Annotated in this window: 16 protein-coding genes; 10 read left to right on the top strand and 6 right to left on the bottom strand. The window is 52.7% G+C overall.

Features of this window, described 5'->3' with window-relative positions; genetic code table 11:
• Positions 1 to 99: 99 nt before the first annotated feature.
• Entirely contained in the window at positions 100 to 1,473 is a 1,374-nt protein-coding gene (aroP, locus tag QEN32_RS17860) for an aromatic amino acid transporter AroP (RefSeq protein WP_000969487.1), read from the bottom strand.
• A 562-nt stretch (positions 1,474 to 2,035) separates the two neighbouring features.
• On the opposite strand from aroP, the gene pdhR reads away from it, so the two are divergent.
• From pdhR to QEN32_RS17835, 5 genes are all read left to right on the top strand, one after another.
• Positions 2,036 to 2,800 carry a pyruvate dehydrogenase complex transcriptional repressor PdhR gene (gene pdhR / locus QEN32_RS17855; protein WP_000331771.1) on the top strand — a complete coding sequence of 255 codons (765 nt, stop codon included), beginning with the start codon at positions 2,036 to 2,038 and terminating at the stop codon, positions 2,798 to 2,800.
• A gap of 306 nt (positions 2,801 to 3,106) precedes the next feature.
• Complete coding sequence (gene aceE / locus QEN32_RS17850) at positions 3,107 to 5,770, top strand: pyruvate dehydrogenase (acetyl-transferring), homodimeric type (RefSeq protein WP_000003841.1); 2,664 nt, start codon at positions 3,107 to 3,109, stop codon at positions 5,768 to 5,770.
• 14 nt (positions 5,771 to 5,784) lie between these two features.
• On the top strand, positions 5,785 to 7,668 hold the full coding sequence (gene aceF, locus QEN32_RS17845) for a pyruvate dehydrogenase complex dihydrolipoyllysine-residue acetyltransferase (protein ID WP_023240021.1): 1,884 nt from the start codon (positions 5,785 to 5,787) through the stop codon (positions 7,666 to 7,668).
• A 200-nt stretch (positions 7,669 to 7,868) separates the two neighbouring features.
• Positions 7,869 to 9,293, top strand: coding sequence for a dihydrolipoyl dehydrogenase (lpdA, locus tag QEN32_RS17840; protein ID WP_001519338.1), 1,425 nt, complete (start codon positions 7,869 to 7,871; stop codon positions 9,291 to 9,293).
• Between the two features lie 288 nt (positions 9,294 to 9,581).
• Positions 9,582 to 9,866, top strand: coding sequence for an outer membrane protein (locus tag QEN32_RS17835; protein ID WP_000765363.1), 285 nt, complete (start codon positions 9,582 to 9,584; stop codon positions 9,864 to 9,866).
• A 37-nt stretch (positions 9,867 to 9,903) separates the two neighbouring features.
• On the opposite strand, the gene QEN32_RS17830 is transcribed toward QEN32_RS17835, so the two are convergent.
• Both QEN32_RS17830 and QEN32_RS17825 read right to left on the bottom strand, forming a co-directional pair.
• Positions 9,904 to 10,695, bottom strand: coding sequence for a DUF2950 family protein (locus QEN32_RS17830; protein WP_000757452.1), 792 nt, complete (start codon positions 10,693 to 10,695; stop codon positions 9,904 to 9,906).
• Positions 10,696 to 10,707: 12 nt separating this feature from the next.
• The gene (locus QEN32_RS17825; protein WP_265322002.1) at positions 10,708 to 12,333 is read right to left on the bottom strand and encodes a DUF3300 domain-containing protein; all 1,626 of its coding nucleotides are present in this window, start codon (positions 12,331 to 12,333) and stop codon (positions 10,708 to 10,710) included.
• Positions 12,334 to 12,721: 388 nt separating this feature from the next.
• Between QEN32_RS17825 and acnB the strand changes: the two genes are divergently transcribed.
• Positions 12,722 to 15,319: a bifunctional aconitate hydratase 2/2-methylisocitrate dehydratase gene (gene acnB / locus QEN32_RS17820; RefSeq protein ID WP_131039880.1), complete on the top strand. Its 2,598-nt coding sequence runs from the start codon at positions 12,722 to 12,724 to the stop codon at positions 15,317 to 15,319.
• Positions 15,320 to 15,350: 31 nt separating this feature from the next.
• Here the strand turns inward: acnB and QEN32_RS17815 are convergent, their stop codons facing one another.
• Positions 15,351 to 16,322, bottom strand: coding sequence for a DUF4424 family protein (locus tag QEN32_RS17815; RefSeq protein WP_020898391.1), 972 nt, complete (start codon positions 16,320 to 16,322; stop codon positions 15,351 to 15,353).
• Between the two features lie 138 nt (positions 16,323 to 16,460).
• On the opposite strand from QEN32_RS17815, the gene QEN32_RS17810 reads away from it, so the two are divergent.
• Positions 16,461 to 17,483: a DUF4431 domain-containing protein gene (locus tag QEN32_RS17810; RefSeq protein ID WP_254892288.1), complete on the top strand. Its 1,023-nt coding sequence runs from the start codon at positions 16,461 to 16,463 to the stop codon at positions 17,481 to 17,483.
• Positions 17,484 to 17,873, top strand: coding sequence for a hypothetical protein (locus QEN32_RS17805; protein WP_265322001.1), 390 nt, complete (start codon positions 17,484 to 17,486; stop codon positions 17,871 to 17,873).
• 27 nt (positions 17,874 to 17,900) lie between these two features.
• Here the strand turns inward: QEN32_RS17805 and QEN32_RS17800 are convergent, their stop codons facing one another.
• Positions 17,901 to 18,824 (bottom strand): DUF4424 domain-containing protein, encoded by a 924-nt coding sequence (locus QEN32_RS17800; protein WP_265322000.1) that lies wholly within the window; start codon positions 18,822 to 18,824, stop codon positions 17,901 to 17,903.
• A 74-nt stretch (positions 18,825 to 18,898) separates the two neighbouring features.
• On the opposite strand from QEN32_RS17800, the gene QEN32_RS17795 reads away from it, so the two are divergent.
• Both QEN32_RS17795 and QEN32_RS17790 read left to right on the top strand, forming a co-directional pair.
• Complete coding sequence (locus QEN32_RS17795; protein ID WP_265323654.1) at positions 18,899 to 20,032, top strand: DUF4431 domain-containing protein; 1,134 nt, start codon at positions 18,899 to 18,901, stop codon at positions 20,030 to 20,032.
• Position 20,033: 1 nt separating this feature from the next.
• On the top strand, positions 20,034 to 20,213 hold the full coding sequence (locus QEN32_RS17790; protein WP_001239175.1) for a hypothetical protein: 180 nt from the start codon (positions 20,034 to 20,036) through the stop codon (positions 20,211 to 20,213).
• Positions 20,214 to 20,252: 39 nt separating this feature from the next.
• On the opposite strand, the gene QEN32_RS17785 is transcribed toward QEN32_RS17790, so the two are convergent.
• The gene (locus QEN32_RS17785) at positions 20,253 to 20,717 is read right to left on the bottom strand and encodes a hypothetical protein (RefSeq protein ID WP_265321998.1); all 465 of its coding nucleotides are present in this window, start codon (positions 20,715 to 20,717) and stop codon (positions 20,253 to 20,255) included.
• Between the last annotated feature and the right edge of the window lie 73 nt (positions 20,718 to 20,790).

Genomic DNA, 20,790 nt, shown 5'->3' with positions numbered 1-20,790 from the left:
GGATCACGCCGCTGATATGGATAAAATGGTTATACGTGGGAAACTGTGAGGCAGATAACACCCTCCCCGGACGGGGAGGGCGGAAAAGTAACGTCACGATCAGTGGGCTTTCACCGTTTTTGCCGTTTTTTCTTTACACAGGTAGCCGACGCCCAGGATGAGCAGCCATACCGGAATCAGCCACACGGAGATCGCCATACCTGGCGTCATCAGCATAATGATCAATACCGCCGCCATAAACAGCAGGCAGAGAACGTTGCCGAACGGATAAAACAGGGCCGGGAAGCGGGTTTTCACGCCCTGCTGCTGTTTCGCGCGACGGAACATCATATGGGCAAGGCTAATCATCGCCCAGTTAATGACCAGCGCGGAGACCACCAGCGCCATCAGCAGTCCGAATGCGGACTCTGGAGCCAGGTAGTTGAGCAGCACGCACAACGCCGTCACGACGGCGGAAACCAAAATGGAGCTCACCGGCACGCCGCGTTTATCGACGTTCAGCAGCGCTTTCGGCGCATTTCCCTGCTGGGCCAGACCGAACAGCATACGGCTGTTGCAGTAAACGCAGCTGTTATAAACCGATAGCGCGGCGGTGAGAACCACGATATTCAGCGCATTGGCGACAAACGTATCGCCCAGCTCATGGAAGATAAGAACAAACGGGCTGGTATCGGCGGTGACGCGAGTCCATGGCAGCAGCGAAAGCAGAACCGCCAGCGAGCCGATATAAAAAATCAGGATGCGATAGATAACCTGATTGGTAGCTTTGGGGATGCTCTGTTCCGGGTTATCGGCTTCAGCGGCGGTGATCCCTACCAGCTCCAGTCCGCCGAACGAAAACATAATAATGGCCATCATCATCACCAGCCCGGTCCAGCCATGCGGCAGAAAGCCGCCCTGTTCCCACAGGTTGCGCACGGTGGCCTGCGGACCAGCGGTATCGCTAAAGAGTAACCACGCGCCGAACAGAATCATAGCGATGACGGCGATCACTTTAATAATGGCGAACCAAAACTCCATCTCACCGAACACTTTAACGTTGGTCAGGTTGATGGCGTTGATAATCACAAAGAAGGCTGCCGCAGAAGCCCAGGTGGGGATCTCCGGATACCAGAACTGGATATATTTACCCACTGCGGTCAGTTCCGCCATGGCAACTAATACGTACAGCACCCAGTAGTTCCAGCCGGAAGCGAATCCGGCAAAGCCGCCCCAGTATTTATAGGCGAAGTGGCTAAAAGAGCCGGCGACCGGTTCTTCAACCACCATCTCTCCCAGCTGGCGCATAATCAGAAAGGCAATAAAGCCTGCAATCGCATAGCCCAGGATAATTCCTGGCCCCGCCGACTGAATAACGGAGGCGCTTCCCAGGAACAAGCCTGTCCCTATCGCGCCGCCCAATGCGATAAGCTGAATATGGCGGTTTTTCAGGCCGCGCTTGAGCTGCTCGCCGTGCTGCTGACTGTCCATCATAAAACCTCGTGTATCGGGCGCGGTTTATTCATAACGCGCTTATTTTGAACGATGCAGTAGTGCGTGTGTAAGTTTGCAATTCCGCTTTTTGTATTAATTTATTTACAGATTCGTTTTTTTAAATGTCACTTCAACTCTTTCGTCTTGATCAGAATAATGGTATGTGGCCGCGAATGCACCTGCTTTGTGCAGGGGTGATGACGAGTTGCGTAAAAAGAAAGCACTTGTAAATACCTCCTTTTATTTTCCCTTACAAAGGTTTATTTATTTTTATTCATTATTTATGCATAAAAATGCATTTAATCTGCTGTTGAATCGGTTCAGATGAGATTTTTTATCGTTTCAAATACGTTAAATCTACCTCCTGGTGGGTAAATTTAACATTTGTGCACAGTTACAGTTTTGAAACGTGATTTCTGTAAAATTGTTAAAATGTGCCTCCTTTACTGATTTCAATCAAAACCTGTATGGACAGAAGGTGAATACTTTGTTACTTTAGCGTCACAGACATGAAATTGGTAAGACCAATTGACTCCGGGCAAATGGCTTAAGACAGGAAATCATGGCCTACAGCAAAATCCGCCAACCAAAACTCTCCGATGTGATCGAGCAGCAGCTGGAGTTTTTAATCCTTGAGGGGACATTGCGTCCCGGAGAAAAACTTCCACCGGAACGTGAACTGGCAAAACAGTTCGACGTCTCCCGTCCCTCCTTGCGCGAGGCGATTCAACGTCTCGAAGCGAAGGGATTGTTGCTTCGTCGCCAGGGCGGCGGAACCTTCGTGCAGAGCAGCCTGTGGCAGAGCTTTAGCGACCCGCTGGTGGAACTGCTCTCCGATCACCCTGAATCCCAGTTTGACCTGCTCGAAACGCGCCATGCGCTGGAAGGCATTGCGGCTTATTACGCGGCGCTGCGCAGCACCGACGAAGATAAAGACCGTATTCGCGAGCTGCACCATGCCATTGAGCTGGCGCAAGAGTCCGGCGATCTGGATGCCGAGTCCGAAGCCGTGCTCCAGTATCAAATCGCCGTCACCGAAGCGGCGCACAACGTGGTATTGCTTCATCTGCTAAGGTGTATGGAGCCGATGCTGGCGCAAAACGTGCGGCAGAACTTCGAATTGCTGTATGCGCGTCGGGAGATGCTGCCGCTGGTGAGTACGCATCGCACCCGTATATTTGAAGCCATTATGGCCGGAAAACCAGAAGAAGCGCGTGAAGCGTCACACCGCCATCTGGCGTTTATCGAAGAGATTATGTTGGACAGAAGCCGTGAGGAGAGCCGTCGTGAACGCGCTTTACGCCGTCTGGAACAGCGCAAGAATTAGTTTTTTCTGGCAGAACGTTAACCAGAAGATGTTGTGAATAAAGCGCAAAAATGTGCGCGGCAACTAAATGCCAGGCCCATAAGGCTATTTTATTTGCCATTTTGGTCCTGGGCAGTGCTCACAATCCTCACGTACTACGTGTACGTTCCGGTTGTTCCGCGCTGTCCGTGACCAAACTGGCTGCAACAATTACACCTTATGGGCCAGGCAATAAACGCAGAACCTGTCTTATTAAGCTTTCTGACGAAAGTTTAATGGGACAGGTTCCAGATAACTCAACGTATTAGATAGATAAGGAATACCCCCATGTCAGAACGTTTCCCAAATGACGTGGATCCGATCGAAACTCGCGACTGGCTACAGGCGATCGAATCGGTCATCCGTGAAGAAGGTGTTGAGCGCGCTCAGTATCTGATTGACCAACTGCTTTCTGAAGCTCGTAAAGGCGGCGTGAAAGTCGCGGCAGGCGCAGGGGCCAGTAATTACATCAACACTATTGCCGTTGAAGACGAACCGGAATACCCGGGCAATCTGGAGCTGGAACGTCGCATTCGTTCTGCTATCCGCTGGAACGCCATCATGACCGTGCTGCGCGCGTCTAAAAAAGACCTTGAGTTGGGCGGCCACATGGCGTCCTTCCAGTCTTCCGCCACGATCTATGATGTCTGTTTCAACCATTTCTTCCGTGCGCGCAACGAACAGGATGGCGGCGACCTGGTATACTTCCAGGGCCACATCTCTCCGGGCATCTACGCTCGCGCGTTCCTGGAAGGTCGTCTGACCCAGGAACAGATGGATAACTTCCGTCAGGAAGTTCATGGCAATGGCCTCTCTTCCTATCCGCACCCGAAACTGATGCCGGAATTCTGGCAGTTCCCGACCGTCTCTATGGGTCTGGGCCCAATCGGTGCTATCTACCAGGCGAAATTCCTGAAATATCTGGAACACCGCGGCCTGAAAGATACCTCTAAACAGACCGTTTACGCCTTCCTCGGCGACGGCGAGATGGATGAGCCGGAATCCAAAGGCGCGATCACCATCGCCACCCGTGAAAAACTGGACAACCTGGTCTTTGTTATCAACTGTAACCTGCAGCGTCTTGACGGCCCGGTCACCGGTAACGGCAAGATTGTTAACGAACTGGAAGGCATCTTTGCAGGTGCTGGCTGGAACGTTATCAAAGTCATGTGGGGCGGTCGTTGGGATGAACTGCTGCGTAAAGACACCAGCGGTAAACTGATCCAGCTGATGAACGAAACCGTTGACGGCGACTACCAGACTTTCAAATCCAAAGACGGCGCTTACGTGCGTGAGCACTTCTTCGGTAAATATCCGGAAACCGCCGCCCTGGTGGCCGACTGGACCGATGAGCAGATTTGGGCGCTGAACCGTGGTGGTCACGATCCGAAGAAAGTCTACGCGGCACTGAAAAAAGCGCAGGAAACCAAAGGCAAAGCGACCGTAATCCTGGCCCATACCATTAAAGGTTACGGCATGGGTGACACCGCGGAAGGTAAAAACATCGCTCACCAGGTTAAGAAAATGAACATGGACGGCGTGCGTTACGTCCGCGATCGTTTCAACGTGCCGGTTGCCGATGCTGATCTCGAAAAACTGCCGTACATTACCTTCCCGGAAGGTTCTGAAGAACACAAATACCTGCATGAACGCCGTCAGGCGCTGCATGGCTACCTGCCAAGCCGTCAGCCGAACTTCACCGAGAAGTTAGAGCTGCCTCAACTTTCAGATTTCGGCGCGCTGCTGGAAGAGCAAAGTAAAGAGATTTCCACCACTATCGCTTTCGTGCGTGCCCTGAACGTGATGCTGAAGAACAAGTCGATCAAAGATCGCCTGGTACCGATCATCGCCGACGAAGCGCGTACTTTCGGTATGGAAGGTCTGTTCCGTCAGATTGGTATCTACAGCCCGAACGGCCAGCAGTACACCCCGCAGGACCGTGAGCAGGTTGCTTACTACAAAGAAGACGAGAAAGGCCAGATTCTGCAGGAAGGTATCAACGAGCTGGGCGCAGGCGCATCCTGGCTGGCTGCGGCGACCTCTTACAGCACCAACGATCTGCCGATGATCCCGTTCTACATCTACTACTCTATGTTCGGGTTCCAGCGTATCGGCGACCTGTGCTGGCAGGCTGGCGACCAGCAGGCTCGCGGCTTCCTGATCGGCGGGACTTCCGGTCGTACTACGCTGAACGGCGAAGGTCTGCAGCACGAAGATGGTCACAGCCACATTCAGTCGCTGACTATCCCGAACTGTATCTCTTACGACCCGGCTTACGCTTACGAAGTGGCTGTCATCATGCATGATGGTCTGGAGCGTATGTACGGTGAGAAACAAGAGAACGTTTACTACTACATCACCACCCTGAACGAAAACTACCACATGCCGGCCATGCCAGCAGGTGCCGAGGAAGGTATCCGTAAAGGTATCTACAAACTCGAAACCCTTGAAGGTAGCAAAGGTAAAGTTCAGCTGCTGGGCTCCGGTTCTATCCTGCGTCACGTGCGTGAAGCGGCACAGATTCTGGCGAACGACTACGGCGTAGGTTCTGACGTGTACAGCGTGACCTCCTTCACCGAACTGGCGCGTGATGGCCAGGATTGTGAACGCTGGAACATGCTGCACCCGCTGGAAACCCCGCGCGTTCCGTACATCGCTCAGGTGATGAACGACGCTCCGGCAGTGGCATCTACTGACTATATGAAACTGTTCGCCGAGCAGGTTCGTACTTACGTACCGGCTGACGACTATCGCGTACTGGGTACGGATGGCTTCGGTCGTTCCGACAGCCGTGAGAACCTGCGTCACCACTTCGAAGTTGATGCTTCTTATGTGGTTGTTGCAGCGCTGGGCGAACTGGCTAAACGTGGCGAAATCGACAAGAAAGTGGTAGCGGATGCGATTACCAAATTCAACATCGATGCAGATAAAGTTAACCCGCGTCTGGCGTAAGAGGTAAAAGAATAATGGCTATCGAAATCAAAGTACCGGACATCGGGACAGATGAAGTTGAAATCACCGAGATTCTGGTCAAAGTGGGCGACAAAGTGGAAGCTGAACAGTCGCTGATCACCGTAGAAGGCGACAAAGCCTCTATGGAAGTCCCGTCTCCGCAGGCTGGCGTCGTGAAAGAGATCAAAGTCTCTGTCGGCGACAAAACCGAGACCGGTGCACTTATCATGATTTTCGATTCCGCCGACGGTGCAGCCGACGCTGCGCCTGCTAAGGCAGAAGAGAAGAAAGAAGCGGCGCCGGCAGCAGCACCTGCTGCGGCAGCGGCGAAAGACGTTCATGTTCCGGATATCGGCAGTGACGAAGTTGAAGTGACTGAAGTGATGGTGAAAGTGGGCGACACCGTTGAAGCTGAACAGTCGCTGATCACCGTCGAAGGCGACAAGGCCTCTATGGAAGTGCCGGCGCCGTTCGCGGGCACCGTGAAAGAGATCAAAGTGAACACCGGTGATAAAGTGTCTACCGGCTCACTGATTATGGTCTTCGAAGTGGCGGGCGCAGCGCCTGCCGCAGCACCAGCGAAAGCGGAAGCCGCTCCGGCTGCTCCAGCAGCAGCGACGGGCGTGAAAGACGTTAACGTACCGGATATCGGCGGCGACGAAGTTGAAGTCACCGAAGTGATGGTCAAAGTCGGCGATAAAGTTGCCGCTGAACAGTCGCTGATCACCGTCGAAGGCGACAAGGCCTCTATGGAAGTTCCTGCGCCGTTCGCGGGCACCGTGAAAGAAATCAAAATCAGCACCGGCGATAAAGTGAAAACCGGTTCTCTGATTATGGTCTTCGAAGTAGAAGGCGCAGCGCCTGCGGCCGCTCCGGCTAAACAGGAAGCGGCGGCACCGGCTCCGGCGGCGAAAGCTGAGAAGCCTGCTGCCCCGGCTGCCAAAGCGGAAGGCAAATCTGAGTTCGCTGAAAACGACGCTTACGTTCACGCTACCCCGCTGATTCGCCGCCTGGCGCGCGAGTTTGGCGTAAACCTGGCGAAAGTGAAAGGCACCGGTCGTAAAGGCCGTATTCTGCGCGAAGACGTTCAGGCGTACGTGAAAGACGCAATCAAACGCGCGGAAGCTGCGCCGGCTGCTGCGGGCGGTGGTATCCCGGGTATGCTGCCGTGGCCGAAAGTGGACTTCAGCAAGTTTGGTGAAGTTGAAGAAGTGGAACTGGGCCGTATCCAGAAAATCTCTGGCGCGAACCTGAGCCGTAACTGGGTGATGATCCCGCACGTTACGCACTTCGACAAAACCGATATCACCGATCTGGAAGCGTTCCGTAAACAGCAGAACGCCGAAGCTGAGAAGCGCAAACTGGATGTGAAATACACGCCAGTGGTCTTCATCATGAAAGCGGTTGCCGCTGCTCTGGAACAGATGCCGCGCTTCAACAGCTCTCTGTCCGAAGACGGTCAGCGTCTGACCCTGAAAAAATACATCAACATCGGCGTGGCGGTTGATACCCCGAATGGCCTGGTGGTTCCGGTCTTTAAAGACGTGAATAAGAAGAGCGTGACCGAGCTGTCTCGTGAACTGACCACCATCTCCAAAAAAGCGCGTGATGGTAAGCTGACCGCTGGCGAAATGCAGGGTGGTTGCTTCACTATCTCCAGCATCGGCGGTCTGGGAACTACCCACTTCGCGCCGATTGTTAACGCGCCGGAAGTGGCTATCCTCGGCGTTTCTAAGTCGGCGATGGAACCGGTGTGGAATGGGAAAGAGTTTGTGCCGCGTCTGATGATGCCTATCTCTCTTTCCTTCGACCACCGTGTGATCGATGGTGCTGATGGTGCGCGTTTCATTACCATTATCAACAATATGTTGTCTGACATTCGCCGTCTGGTGATGTAATGAAAAAGCCGGCCCGACGGCCGGCTTTTTTTTGATAATCTCATGGAGTTTGTGAGGTTATTAGCGAAAGCGATAATTCGTGATCCGTTTGTTGTTTCAAAATTGTTAACAATTTTGTAAGATACGGGCGGATAGAACGACCCGGTGGATGATGGGCGATCAAGTACCCCGGACCGCCGGATACAAATAAAGAGGTCATGATGAGTACTGAAATCAAAACTCAGGTCGTGGTACTTGGGGCGGGCCCGGCAGGCTATTCTGCCGCTTTCCGTTGCGCTGATTTAGGTCTGGAAACCGTAATTGTAGAACGCTACAACACCCTTGGCGGTGTTTGTCTGAACGTCGGCTGTATCCCTTCTAAAGCGCTGCTGCACGTAGCAAAAGTTATCGAAGAAGCCAAAGCGCTGGCTGAACACGGTATCGTCTTCGGCGAGCCGAAAACCGATATCGACAAGATTCGTACCTGGAAAGAAAAAGTTATCACTCAACTGACCGGCGGTCTGGCGGGTATGGCCAAAGGCCGTAAAGTGAAAGTGGTCAACGGTCTGGGTAAATTCACCGGGGCGAACACCCTGGAAGTGGAAGGCGAAAACGGCAAAACCGTGATCAACTTCGACAACGCGATCATCGCGGCAGGTTCTCGTCCGATCCAATTACCGTTTATTCCGCATGAAGACCCGCGCGTATGGGATTCTACCGACGCTCTGGAACTGAAAGAAGTGCCAAAGCGTATGCTGGTCATGGGCGGCGGTATCATCGGTCTGGAAATGGGTACCGTATACCACGCGCTGGGTTCAGAGATTGACGTGGTTGAAATGTTCGACCAGGTTATCCCGGCGGCTGATAAAGACATCGTTAAAGTCTTCACCAAGCGCATCAGCAAGAAATTCAACCTGATGCTGGAAACCAAAGTGACTGCCGTTGAAGCGAAAGAAGACGGTATCTACGTTTCGATGGAAGGCAAAAAAGCCCCGGCTGAAGCGCAGCGTTATGATGCGGTTCTGGTGGCGATTGGTCGTGTGCCGAACGGTAAAAACCTCGACGCGGGCAAAGCTGGCGTGGAAGTTGACGACCGTGGCTTTATCCGCGTCGACAAACAGCTGCGCACCAACGTGCCGCACATCTTCGCTATCGGCGATATCGTCGGTCAGCCGATGCTGGCGCATAAAGGCGTTCACGAAGGCCACGTTGCCGCTGAAGTTATCGCCGGGAAGAAACACTACTTCGATCCGAAAGTTATCCCGTCTATCGCGTACACCGAGCCAGAAGTGGCATGGGTTGGCCTGACCGAGAAAGAAGCGAAAGAAAAAGGCATCAGCTATGAAACCGCCACCTTCCCGTGGGCAGCTTCTGGCCGTGCTATCGCTTCTGACTGCGCAGACGGTATGACCAAACTGATTTTCGACAAAGAATCTCACCGCGTGATCGGCGGGGCGATTGTCGGCACCAACGGCGGCGAGCTGCTGGGTGAAATCGGTCTGGCGATCGAAATGGGCTGTGACGCGGAAGACATCGCGCTGACCATTCATGCGCACCCGACGTTGCACGAGTCCGTCGGTCTGGCTGCTGAAGTGTTCGAAGGTAGTATTACCGACCTGCCGAACCCGAAAGCGAAGAAGAAATAATCTTCTGTAGGTGGCAATGCGCCACCCGATACAAAAAAGCGGCTTTACAGCCGCTTTTTTTATGCATGGCAAATCAGATGTGTCAAATGATGGCGAAGGATAACGAAACCGCAAAATTTATCTTTTCCGCAGCAGTACGTTTTTCAAAGCTTATGCCGTCGGTAGTGCCTTTGTCTGTCATTTTCGACCAACTAATTGTTTCATAAGAAATACCTCTCCTTACTTTGTCATCACCCTGAAATTAGTAACTCTATAAAATAATAGCGAGCTAATTATGAGGTTTGATATATGAAACTTTTTCTGACAACAGCAGCGCTAACTGCGACGTTGATTTCCGGCATGGCATTTGCCAGCGATCCCGTCATCCCCTGGGCGACTAACAGTGGCGGTACGGAAAGCACGCATATTGCGGCAATGGGCGAGGATTTGAATGCGCAGCATCAGCAGATCACCCACACGCATGAAGGCGTATGGGCGGCTAATTCCGGCAGCATTCAGGCTGATGAAGCCGCGCTGACCAGCAACAAGCCGCCGGTACAAGGCCACCCGGAATTAATGCCGCATCAGGGCTAATGATCACGGCCTGGCGATAACGCCAGGCGCTTACGGGTTATTCGGCGACCTGCCATTGCGCGTCTGGCGCAAAACGCGTGATAGCCTGAACTTTACTCTCCGTCTCCTTGCCTAAATCCGCCTGATAAATACGATCGTCCTGGTTGACCATAAAACTCATCACCCCGGTTTCGCCGTAATGCATCGGCCAGGCCAGAAGTGCCGCGCCGTGACCGTCGTTATCGCTGATAATACGGAAATGGTAGCCGTGGTAACCCTCGTCTGGCGCTGCGGGGCTAAAGTTTGGGCCTAAGGGACTGGGGACGTCGCCTGCTTTGGTTGGCCAGTACAGGCCATCTTTTTGGCCTTCGCTACTGATTATCCTGTGCGCCCAGCGATGATTTTGTAAGTAATAATCCTGCTGCGCATCAACGTAAGCATGCATGGCCTGTAAGGTAGAAAGTTCATTTCGCCCAATAGTACGGGTGAGGATCTCATTCCCGGCTGCCGCCATATCAAAGCGCCAGCCGCCAGTCTCTTTCACCATGGGCACCGGGAGCTGCCAGTCTTCTCGTCCGACATTCAGGTGCGCCGTATTGTCTTTCTGTACAATGCGATGGCCTTCGCGCCAGTCACGATTGAAGCGGGCCACGGCCTCGGGATCGGCACCTTCCGGCGGCAGAAATTGCCGCCAGTCATCGCCCAGTAGCGCGGTAAGCTGCGTTTCGTTTTTTCCGGCTACCGCCGCGGCGAAGGCGCTGGCGGCCGCTTCCGGGGAGGGGAACCGTTCCTGCGCGTAGCCCAGCAAGGGTAACGACAGTAACAGAGCGCTTAACATAACCTTTTTCATTATCTGCTCCGGTTAACGGCGATGAAATTCATGATGTTCAGAAAAATGTTCCCGCGCGGCGGCGCGTTGCTCGGTGTTTAAGTGACTGCCGCGACGGCTTTCCAGGCCGCGTAGCTGTTGCGATTGCCATGACGGCGATCGACTGTCGTTCCCGCTAAACACATTGGCGTGCATATTCTGGCGAAATGCCTGACGCTGCTGCGGCGTAGAGGATTCAATACGCTGGCGGGCGGTGTCTCTCTGCTGTTGTGAAACAGGGTGCTGCTGGGCTTTAGCCTTCAGCTCGGAACGATGCTGCTGCATGGTGGATTTATTCAGTGTCTGCTGCGCCGCCTCGCGACGACTGCTGTTTTGTGTTCCGTCATAGCCACGGTAATTATTACGCTGGGCAATTTGATTTAACTGCTGCGATGCCGCTTTGCGCTGTCTATCGTGGGATGTCTCGCCTGACAGGTTAGCGGGTGATGTATGGCTGCGCTGTTGGAATTGCGTCATGGCCGCCTGGCGCTGACTGTCGCGAGACACTGGCGCTTGCTGCGTTGCGCTTAACCCGCCGCTAACATTGGTGGGATGGAACCGTTGCGCAACGGTATTATTCGGATAGGGGACGCCATTGCGCCAGGCGGGATTATGCTGCCAGCCCATCGTTTGGCCCGGCAGGTTTTGCCCGGATATCCGGTTGAAATTATTGACATTGATGTTGATATTATCGCCATTATGTTGGTAACCGTTACCACCATGATGGTAATCATCATCATGATGGTCGTCGTCATGGTGGTGATGATCGTCGTCATCCCAGTCTATGCTGCTGAACAACGCATAGGTGGTGGCGACGCCCAGACTATAACCAAAACCTTTAACAAAACTATCGGCAAACTGCTGCCCCGGAGGGGGCGGTAAATACACCGGCGGATAAGCGGTATTGGGCCAGGCGCCATACACCGTCGCGGGGTTATAGTTCGGCACGTACACCACCTGCGGATTCGCGGGTTCAATTTTGATGACGGTCGACGGTGTCGCTGGCGTACTGGCGGATGTGGTGGTGGTTGTTGTCGTGACGGCGGTAGAAGCGCTGGACTTCGGCACGCTGGTGACGGTTTGCTGCGGCGTGGATTTTAGCGAACCGGTTTGTTGAGCCAGCAGACGCAACCTTTGCACCGCATCCATCACATCCTGTGGCTGGGCTAAGAACGCATCGCCCAGGTTTTGCACCCATTGCGGATTCTCGCCCATAAGCGCCATCAACTGGGGAAAGGCGACCAGCGATTTGACGCTGGGGTCCCACGGTTGGCTGGACACCGCCTGAATAGCGGCATCGCCCTGCAGCGTGGGGTTATCTCGCGACCACTGGACGGCCTGAACCACGTTCGCCGGGTAGGTGGAAGCCATGAGCACCTGCGAAAGCAGGGCATCGGGATAAAGCGCGACAGGCGCGACCCATTGATCGATTTGCGCAGTGGTAAAGGTCGTTTTCGCGACAGGCGCGGGCACAGCGGTCTGCGTTTGCTCAGGGGCGGGAGCTGCCGCCTGCGCGGGCGCTTCGGGAGCGCGGCTTTTAACATACAGTACGCCCGAAGCGGCAAATAACCCGGCACTGCACACAAGGGCAATGAGATGGGGTTTAAAGGGCAACGTCATTTTATCTCTCCCGATTCCAGAGAATCGCTATGGTCATTATGCCTGCCGCCGACGGGGTGCAGTTTCGCGTGAGTATAAAGGGACGATAGTTTAATTTTTAGCTAATGTTGGGATCGATAACGTTACGTGACGATCAAAGCACGAAATGAGGTAAGCATTTATGGCTGCAGCTCCCGTCTCAGTAGAGCATTAGACCATCCTTAACGATTCAGCCACTTTTTTATGTTGCTTTTTTGTAAACAGATTAACACTTAAAGAAAATCCTGTTATTGTGCCTTATGCGGTACCGGGCATTTACCCTACTAACTACTGTCTCACAGGAGCGTGAAGAGAATCGCCCATCAACAAAAGCGCCGCATTATGACAATGAGAGCGAGGAGATATCGTCGTGCTAGAAGAATACCGTAAGCACGTAGCTGAGCGTGCTGCCCAGGGGATTGTGCCAAAACCTTTAGACGCAACCCAAATGGCTGCGCTTGTCGAGCTGCTGAAGACCCCGCCTGTGGGCGAAGAAGAATTCCTGTTAGACCTGTTGATCAACCGCGTTCCTCCTGGCGTAGATGAAGCCGCTTATGTTAAAGCCGGTTTTCTCGCTGCTGTCGCGAAAGGCGACACCACCTCCCCGCTGGTCTCCCCAGAAAAAGCCATTGAACTGCTGGGCACCATGCAGGGTGGTTACAACATTCATCCGCTGATTGATGCGCTGGACGATGCGAAACTGGCGCCGATTGCGGCCAAAGCACTGTCCCACACCCTGCTGATGTTCGATAACTTCTACGACGTAGAAGAGAAAGCCAAAGCGGGCAATGAATATGCCAAACAGGTGATGCAATCCTGGGCCGACGCCGAATGGTTCCTGAGCCGTCCGCCGCTGGCGGAAAAAATCACCGTCACCGTTTTCAAAGTGACCGGCGAAACGAATACCGACGATCTCTCTCCGGCGCCGGATGCGTGGTCGAGACCGGATATCCCGTTACATGCGCAGGCGATGCTGAAAAACGCCCGTGAAGGCATTGAGCCGGATCAGCCAGGCGTTGTCGGCCCGATCAAACAAATCGAAGCATTGCAGAAAAAAGGCTACCCGCTGGCTTACGTGGGTGACGTGGTGGGCACCGGTTCTTCCCGTAAATCCGCGACCAACTCCGTGCTATGGTTCATGGGCGATGACATCCCGAACGTGCCGAATAAGCGCGGCGGCGGCCTGTGCCTCGGCGGCAAAATTGCGCCTATCTTCTTTAACACTATGGAAGATGCGGGCGCGCTGCCGATTGAAGTTGACGTTTCTCACCTGAATATGGGCGATGTGATTGACGTCTACCCGTACAAAGGCGAAGTGCGTAACCACGAAACCGGCGAGCTACTGGCAACCTTCGAACTGAAAACCGACGTGCTGATCGACGAAGTGCGTGCCGGTGGTCGTATTCCGCTGATTATCGGCCGTGGCCTGACCACCAAAGCGCGTGAAGCGCTGGGGCTGCCGCACTCTGATGTTTTCCGTCAGGCAAAAGACGTGGCGGAAAGCAGCCGTGGCTTCTCTCTGGCGCAGAAAATGGTCGGTCGCGCCTGCGGCGTGAAAGGTATCCGTCCGGGCGCGTACTGCGAACCGAAAATGACCTCCGTCGGTTCTCAGGATACTACTGGCCCGATGACCCGCGATGAGCTGAAAGACCTGGCCTGTCTGGGATTCTCCGCCGATCTGGTCATGCAGTCGTTCTGTCACACCGCAGCCTATCCGAAGCCGGTTGACGTCACCACGCACCACACGCTGCCAGACTTCATTATGAACCGTGGCGGTGTCTCCCTGCGTCCGGGCGACGGAGTGATCCACTCCTGGCTGAACCGTATGCTGCTGCCGGATACCGTCGGTACCGGCGGTGACTCCCATACCCGTTTCCCGATTGGTATCTCTTTCCCGGCGGGTTCTGGTCTGGTGGCGTTTGCCGCCGCGACCGGCGTGATGCCGCTGGATATGCCGGAATCCGTGCTGGTGCGCTTCAAAGGCAAAATGCAGCCGGGCATCACCCTGCGCGATCTGGTCCATGCCATCCCGCTGTACGCCATCAAACAGGGCCTGCTGACCGTTGAGAAGAAAGGCAAGAAAAACATCTTCTCTGGCCGCATCCTGGAAATCGAAGGTCTGCCGGATCTGAAAGTGGAGCAGGCGTTTGAGCTGACCGATGCTTCCGCCGAGCGTTCCGCTGCGGGTTGTACCATCAAGTTGAACAAAGAGCCGATCATTGAATACCTGACCTCCAACATCGTCCTGCTGAAGTGGATGATCGCCGAAGGCTACGGCGACCGTCGTACGCTGGAACGTCGTATCCAGGGCATGGAAAAATGGCTGGCGGACCCGCAGCTGCTGGAAGCCGATGCTGACGCGGAATACGCAGCGGTGATCGACATCGATCTGGCGGATATCAAAGAGCCAATCCTCTGTGCGCCGAACGATCCGGACGACGCGCGTCTGCTGTCTGACGTGCAGGGCGAGAAGATCGACGAAGTGTTCATCGGTTCCTGCATGACCAACATCGGCCACTTCCGCGCGGCTGGTAAGCTGCTGGATAACCACAAAGGCCAGTTGCCAACCCGCCTGTGGGTAGCGCCGCCAACCCGTATGGACGCTGCGCAGCTGACCGAAGAAGGTTACTACAGCGTGTTTGGTAAGAGCGGTGCGCGTATTGAGATCCCAGGCTGTTCCCTGTGTATGGGTAACCAGGCGCGTGTAGCCGACGGTGCGACGGTGGTCTCTACCTCTACCCGTAACTTCCCGAACCGTTTAGGTACCGGTGCGAACGTCTTCCTGGCTTCTGCGGAGCTGGCGGCGGTTGCGGCGCTGATCGGCAAACTGCCGACGCCGGAAGAGTACCAGACCTACGTGGCGCAGGTGGATAAGACGGCGGTGGATACCTACCGTTATCTGAACTTCGACCAGCTCTCTCAGTACACTGAGAAAGCAGATGGGGTGATTTTCCAGACTGCGGTGTAAAAGTGACTGGCCCGGATTTCCGGGCCAGTTTTTACAGCGAAGAATCGTAATAAAAATGGATATCCAGGTTTTCATCGGGCTTGAAGTTTTTTTGTTTAAACTCCAGGGTTAACGGATCAATTTGTTTTAGCGGGTAATTAAAGCAGGGGACAACCACTTCAGTCTCATCCTTCTTATGAATGCGCAAGGTAAAGTCGCCAATGACACCCTCTTTCCAGTTAGCGCCAGTTTTCAGAATATAGCCCAGATAGCCCCAGCCGATATTCGCGCTACCGTCTTCGTTTTTATATTTTATTCCTGCATCCAGCTGTTTTAACGCCTTGCGAGTGGCGGTGGTCAGGCATTGATCGCCGAACTCATCACCAAGAAGACTGTCAAGGTCGTCAGGCACGCCGGTGGACGTACTGGGCGTGTATGAGTGGTGAATAACGATCTCCTTGCCCGCCGGAAAACGTTGTTGCCAGATAAAATATTGTTGAACGGCAATATTCAGATAGCCGTCATCAAACCACTCTGACGGTAATTGCTGTTTTCCCTCTTTATATCCTTCTTCAATAGAGGCTTTGCCCTCGCGATTGAGGACATGGCGTAGCTGTGGGATCGTCCAGCCGGTTTGCAGTAGTTTCGCCGTAATGTCTTCTTCACCTTTACCGCCTAAGTCATGGATGACTCGCCAGCGGGACTCGCTTTTAACCGGTTTACCGTCCACGCTGATCTTAAAGTTGGCAATACCTTCTGTGCGATCTCCCATATATCTTTGGGAAATAGCCGGCATCGGAAAGGCTACCGGAACGGTAATATCCTGCGCCGAATGATTAATAAATACATAATCGACATTGATACGATCGCTGGCAATCAACAATCGCTCTTTCGCCATGCTGATCTCATTTTGTTGCAGAAATTCAATGGAACCATTGGTTTCCCCGACCGCCGAGTCGTTTGCATAAGCATGGTAACTGGTAATAAAACACAGGAGTACGCTCAGCCATTTAAAATATGTCATACCGGTGCATTCCATGTCCGAAACATAATCATTATCATAATCCGGCGAGTGCCGTTTTTCGAGGGAAGAAAAATGCGGTATTATTTATTTTTATTATTAATAATTTGCCAAAATACATTTGCCGAAGAAATAAAACCATTGCCACAAGGTGATACCTGGCGCAAATATATTGCCCTGTCGCTGCGCGATGAAGAAGGGCTTGAGGATGGGCTGTTTAACCTGCGGCGGATTGAAGCAAACAGTAGCATTGCTTACGTTTGTGGCTTAATAAAAGACAAAAACGATAATTTTCTGACGGATGGGCAAAATCAATATCATCTTTATGACCGCGTGATGGCGATAGGTTATCGCTGGAGTTGGGTCAGCGTTGTGCGCTTTGATAAAACCATTGCTTCGCCGCAGGATGTTCACTGCCATTATGGTAAAAACGTACCGCTAACGTCTGCGCTCTTACGCGAGCAGGTCGCCGCGCAAGGGCGCAAAAATATTTGCCAGCCGGTAAAAGCCAGCGACCCGCTGCGAAGCGATATTCTGAACGGCCTGCGCGCCAGTTATATTGGCGACAGCAATAGCTTAACCCTTAACGGCCCGCTGCCGACGGTAAAATTTATCGTCGAAGACCTTTGCGCCACGGAAGATTATGCTTACTTTTTAGGTAAGGCGACGGGAGATAAAACGAGTTTTTTTATCCATGATGACGCCAATAATCGGCTTCGCGTCGTGTTGAAAAAATCCCCGGATGGCATGTGGCGCCCGCAGCCGGAAAACAACCTGCTGACACAACAATCTAAAGTGAGCGGCGGGTACTATAGCGATGGCACGCTGCGAGAAACCGATTTAGCGCAACTGGCGCAGGCGTGCAGGGTGGAGGGAGACACCGTTAACCTCACCGGCACGCTTCGCCAGCAGGGTGACGGCGAGTCCGCTTACTGGACCCTGACGCCGGATAACCCCCTTGCCTGCGTGCGCGATGCCAATAAGCAGCAGCCTGGCTGGAACCAGACGATGCAACTGGTGCTAACCCCACAAGAGCGGGAATCGCTCAACAATTTGGTCGGTAAAAAAGTCAGCGTCGGCGGCGATATTTTTCTGGCGCTGAGCGCCTCGCATCATACGCCGCTGTTACTGGATAATATTTTTCGCTTAACGGAAATAAAGTGAATGAGAAAGTTATGGGTTATAGGAATGCTATTGATGCTATGCGGCAACGCTGATGCGGCGGCTAAATTACAGTATTTACACGTTACTAACGGTGGGATGATGGCATTTTACGATGACGGTAACGCAAAAATGTGCGCGCGCTGCGTACCTGTGGCATTGAATCTCAAATTAATGGATAACAATGTACCTTATGCCCGTTGGAAACAGATGGGGGAGGTGATAAAACTGAAGTCGCCAAATGGCGAGAGTGATTATGAATTTTACCAGCAGGGTAAAATTCTTTCTACCTGGTGGATTTTTAATTATAAGAAGCTTCATGCGCTCGTGGATTTGAAGGACGTAAAGATTGTTAGTAAAGCCTGTACGGTAGATGCTCCATGCGCTCATTGATTTTAGTGAGTAACGTGTTTCATGTTATTATTCGTGCAAATAATAAAACGTCACTGCCAGATTTTCCGCAGGTCGGAAATTTTTTTGCTTAAATTCCAGCGTAGTGGCGTTAATCCGCGTCAGCGGCGGCTGAAAGCAGGTGGTGATCGCATCGCCGTGAAGGCGCAGCGTAAACTCGCCGATGTCCCCCTCTTTCCATGCGGGATCACCGGTTAGCACTACATCCATCCGGTTTTGCCCCAAAGCGCCTGCCGGGCCTTGCGTCGTCATTAACTGATCCAGCGCCTGCTGTATTTGCTGGCGGTTTTCCGCCGTCGGGCAGGTGTTGTCATTGTCCAGCTCATCCGTTGACATTAGCGCGCTGAGTGACACGCTCGGGGTGTAAACCTGGTGGATAGTCACCGCTTTCCCCGCCGGAAAGGTCTGCTGCCAGATGAAGTTGCGCTGGATAGTAAACTGCGGCTGATTATCCTTAAACCATTCCGGCGGCAGCGCCGGGAGATCCGCCGGAGGCGAAAATTCACCATCGCTTAGCGCGGCGATCAGTTGCTCCACCGTCCAGCCAGCCTGCTGAAGTTTATCGGTGATCTCTTCCTGCGGAGCATTCAGTACTACGGTCCAGCGTGGTTGCGGGGTCACGATCTGACCATCGACGCAGATTTTAATGTTGCGGATGCCGGGGATGTAATCTTCACCGGCTTCGTTAACGTCGCTAAATGACAGCGGCGGCATGGGGAAAACGACAGGAACGGTAATATCCTGCGCGGTCGGATTCACAAACAAATAATTGGCATTAATCCGCTCGCGTTCAATTAACAGACGCTCTTTCGCTAGTTGAATATCGCTCTGTGCCAGTAAATGCAATGAACTATTCGCCACGGCCTCATTGGCTTGCGCCGGATAAGGCAATACTGCCAGCAATAACGGGAAACCGAACGCGATCTTTTTCATGAGCAAATGATTACTGATAATAACGCAAAGCGCTATTATGGCACCCTCAATGCAATTTTTCGACGGTCACGTTCATGCGTTATTTTTTATTGCTGTTGATGATGTTTTGTTGCAATTTATATGCATCAGATATGTTCCCGCTGAAGCCTGATGAAAATCCACGCGGCGCTATTGCATTAACGCTACGCGAGGAGGTTGGGCTATTAAACGCCCGCTTCGATATCAAGCGGATTGAAATCAACGAGACGCGCGAACTGGCCTATTTTTGCGGCCTGCTAAAAGATACTGACGGTCAGTATATTAAAGATGAAGATGATAAATATTATCTCTTCGATCGTATTCTGCTGGACAGCGGTACCGAAGGGTGGGTGAGTACGGTTTACCTGGATGAAGAGTTTAGCGCGCCGGAGCAAGCAAAGTGCCACTTTGCCGGGAATGTTGACCTGAAGTCACAGGAATTACGCGCGCTGGTGAAACAGTACGGGCGCATCGCAGCTTGCCTGCCGGTAGAAAAAGGCGATCCGTTGCGCACGCAACTGCTTGACGCGGTACGTGAAAACTACGTTGGCGATCTTAATCGTAAAACAATGCTGAATAATACGCCTGTGCCATCCTTTGTGGTGACGCAGCTATGCGCGGCGCAAAAATATGCCTATTTTTGTGGCGAACCTGCCAATGCCGATGCTGACTGGTATAGTCAGGATAGTAAAAAGCTGGATGTGGTATTGCAGAAAGACGCTAATAATACATGGTGGTTGCCCGTTCCTCAATTTCAGGGCATTAGTCGCCAAAGCTCACTGGCCTGGTGTAACCACAGCACCGACATTTTGCCAGTCAAAACGGTTGAAGAAATGGCGAAAAAACGGCAACAGCGCTGCGTGCGGGAAGGCGATACCGTGTCATTGCGCGGAATACTGGCAGAGCAAAAAAGCGGCGCGCAGCGTTATTGGGTGGTTAAACTCGAAGAACCGTTAACCTGCGTCCAGGATGCCGACATGCAGACAGCCGACTGGAATGGGCAAGTGCAACTCTTGTTGAGCGATGAGATCATAGAAAGAGTTAAAGTACAGTACGGCGACGATTTGTTAAACCAAGAAATTGTTGTCACAGGTGATGTTTTACTGGCATTAAGTTCAGATCACCACACGCCACTGGTACTGGAGAATATTGTGAAACTCATGCCCGTGATGGAGGGGCCGGGCTGGTGATGTGAGACTCCCCATTTTTAATGACTGCGCTCTTCCGGCGCATAATAAAAGGTCATCGACAGATCGTTTTCCGGCTTCTGCGGAGCTGGCGGCGGTGGATACCTACCGTTACCTGAACTTCGACCAGCTCTCTCAGTACACTGAGAAAGCGGACGGCGTGATTTTCCAGACGGCGGTGTAACAGAGACGGGCCCGGATTTCCGGGCCCGAATGGCGCTTCTTATTTATTATTACGCTTCACTTCCCGTAGCCCCGGCAAATACGTAATTACCCCGCCCATTATTGCCCCGGCTACAATCGCTGGAATAAGCATAATCAATACTTCACCATATATTAATGGTAGTATGCTTATGTCAAAACCATATCGCGCAAAATTAAACAGCGTCGTGATCAGACCACCTGCAATGGCGCAAAGGAACATCCTGTTAATTATTTTTTGATATAATTTCAGGGGTATCAGCGCGCAGGCGACACCGGTTAACCATGCGGGGAGGAGACTGTATATCCAGCCGGTAATAATCACTAATTCTGGTATTGTTCTGCAAAAATAGAACAAAAATGAGTCTGGTCCGCCAATAATGGCGGGTAAAAAGTTTATGATACCTATCGCGATGGCTGCGCCTATTAACGGCCCAAACAGAATAAACCAACCGCTATGATAAATTATTCGTCGAAATACAGACATAATGTATCCTTCCTGAATTTTCCTTCAACCGTCTGACAAAAAATACAACTCACTACGGCTTCTCTGCTGATAT

Origin of the sequence: Salmonella sp. SA14318 (assembly GCF_029866905.1) — a bacterium.
Classification (GTDB): domain Bacteria; phylum Pseudomonadota; class Gammaproteobacteria; order Enterobacterales; family Enterobacteriaceae; genus Salmonella; species Salmonella enterica.
This window is presented reverse-complemented; position numbering and strand designations above follow the sequence as displayed.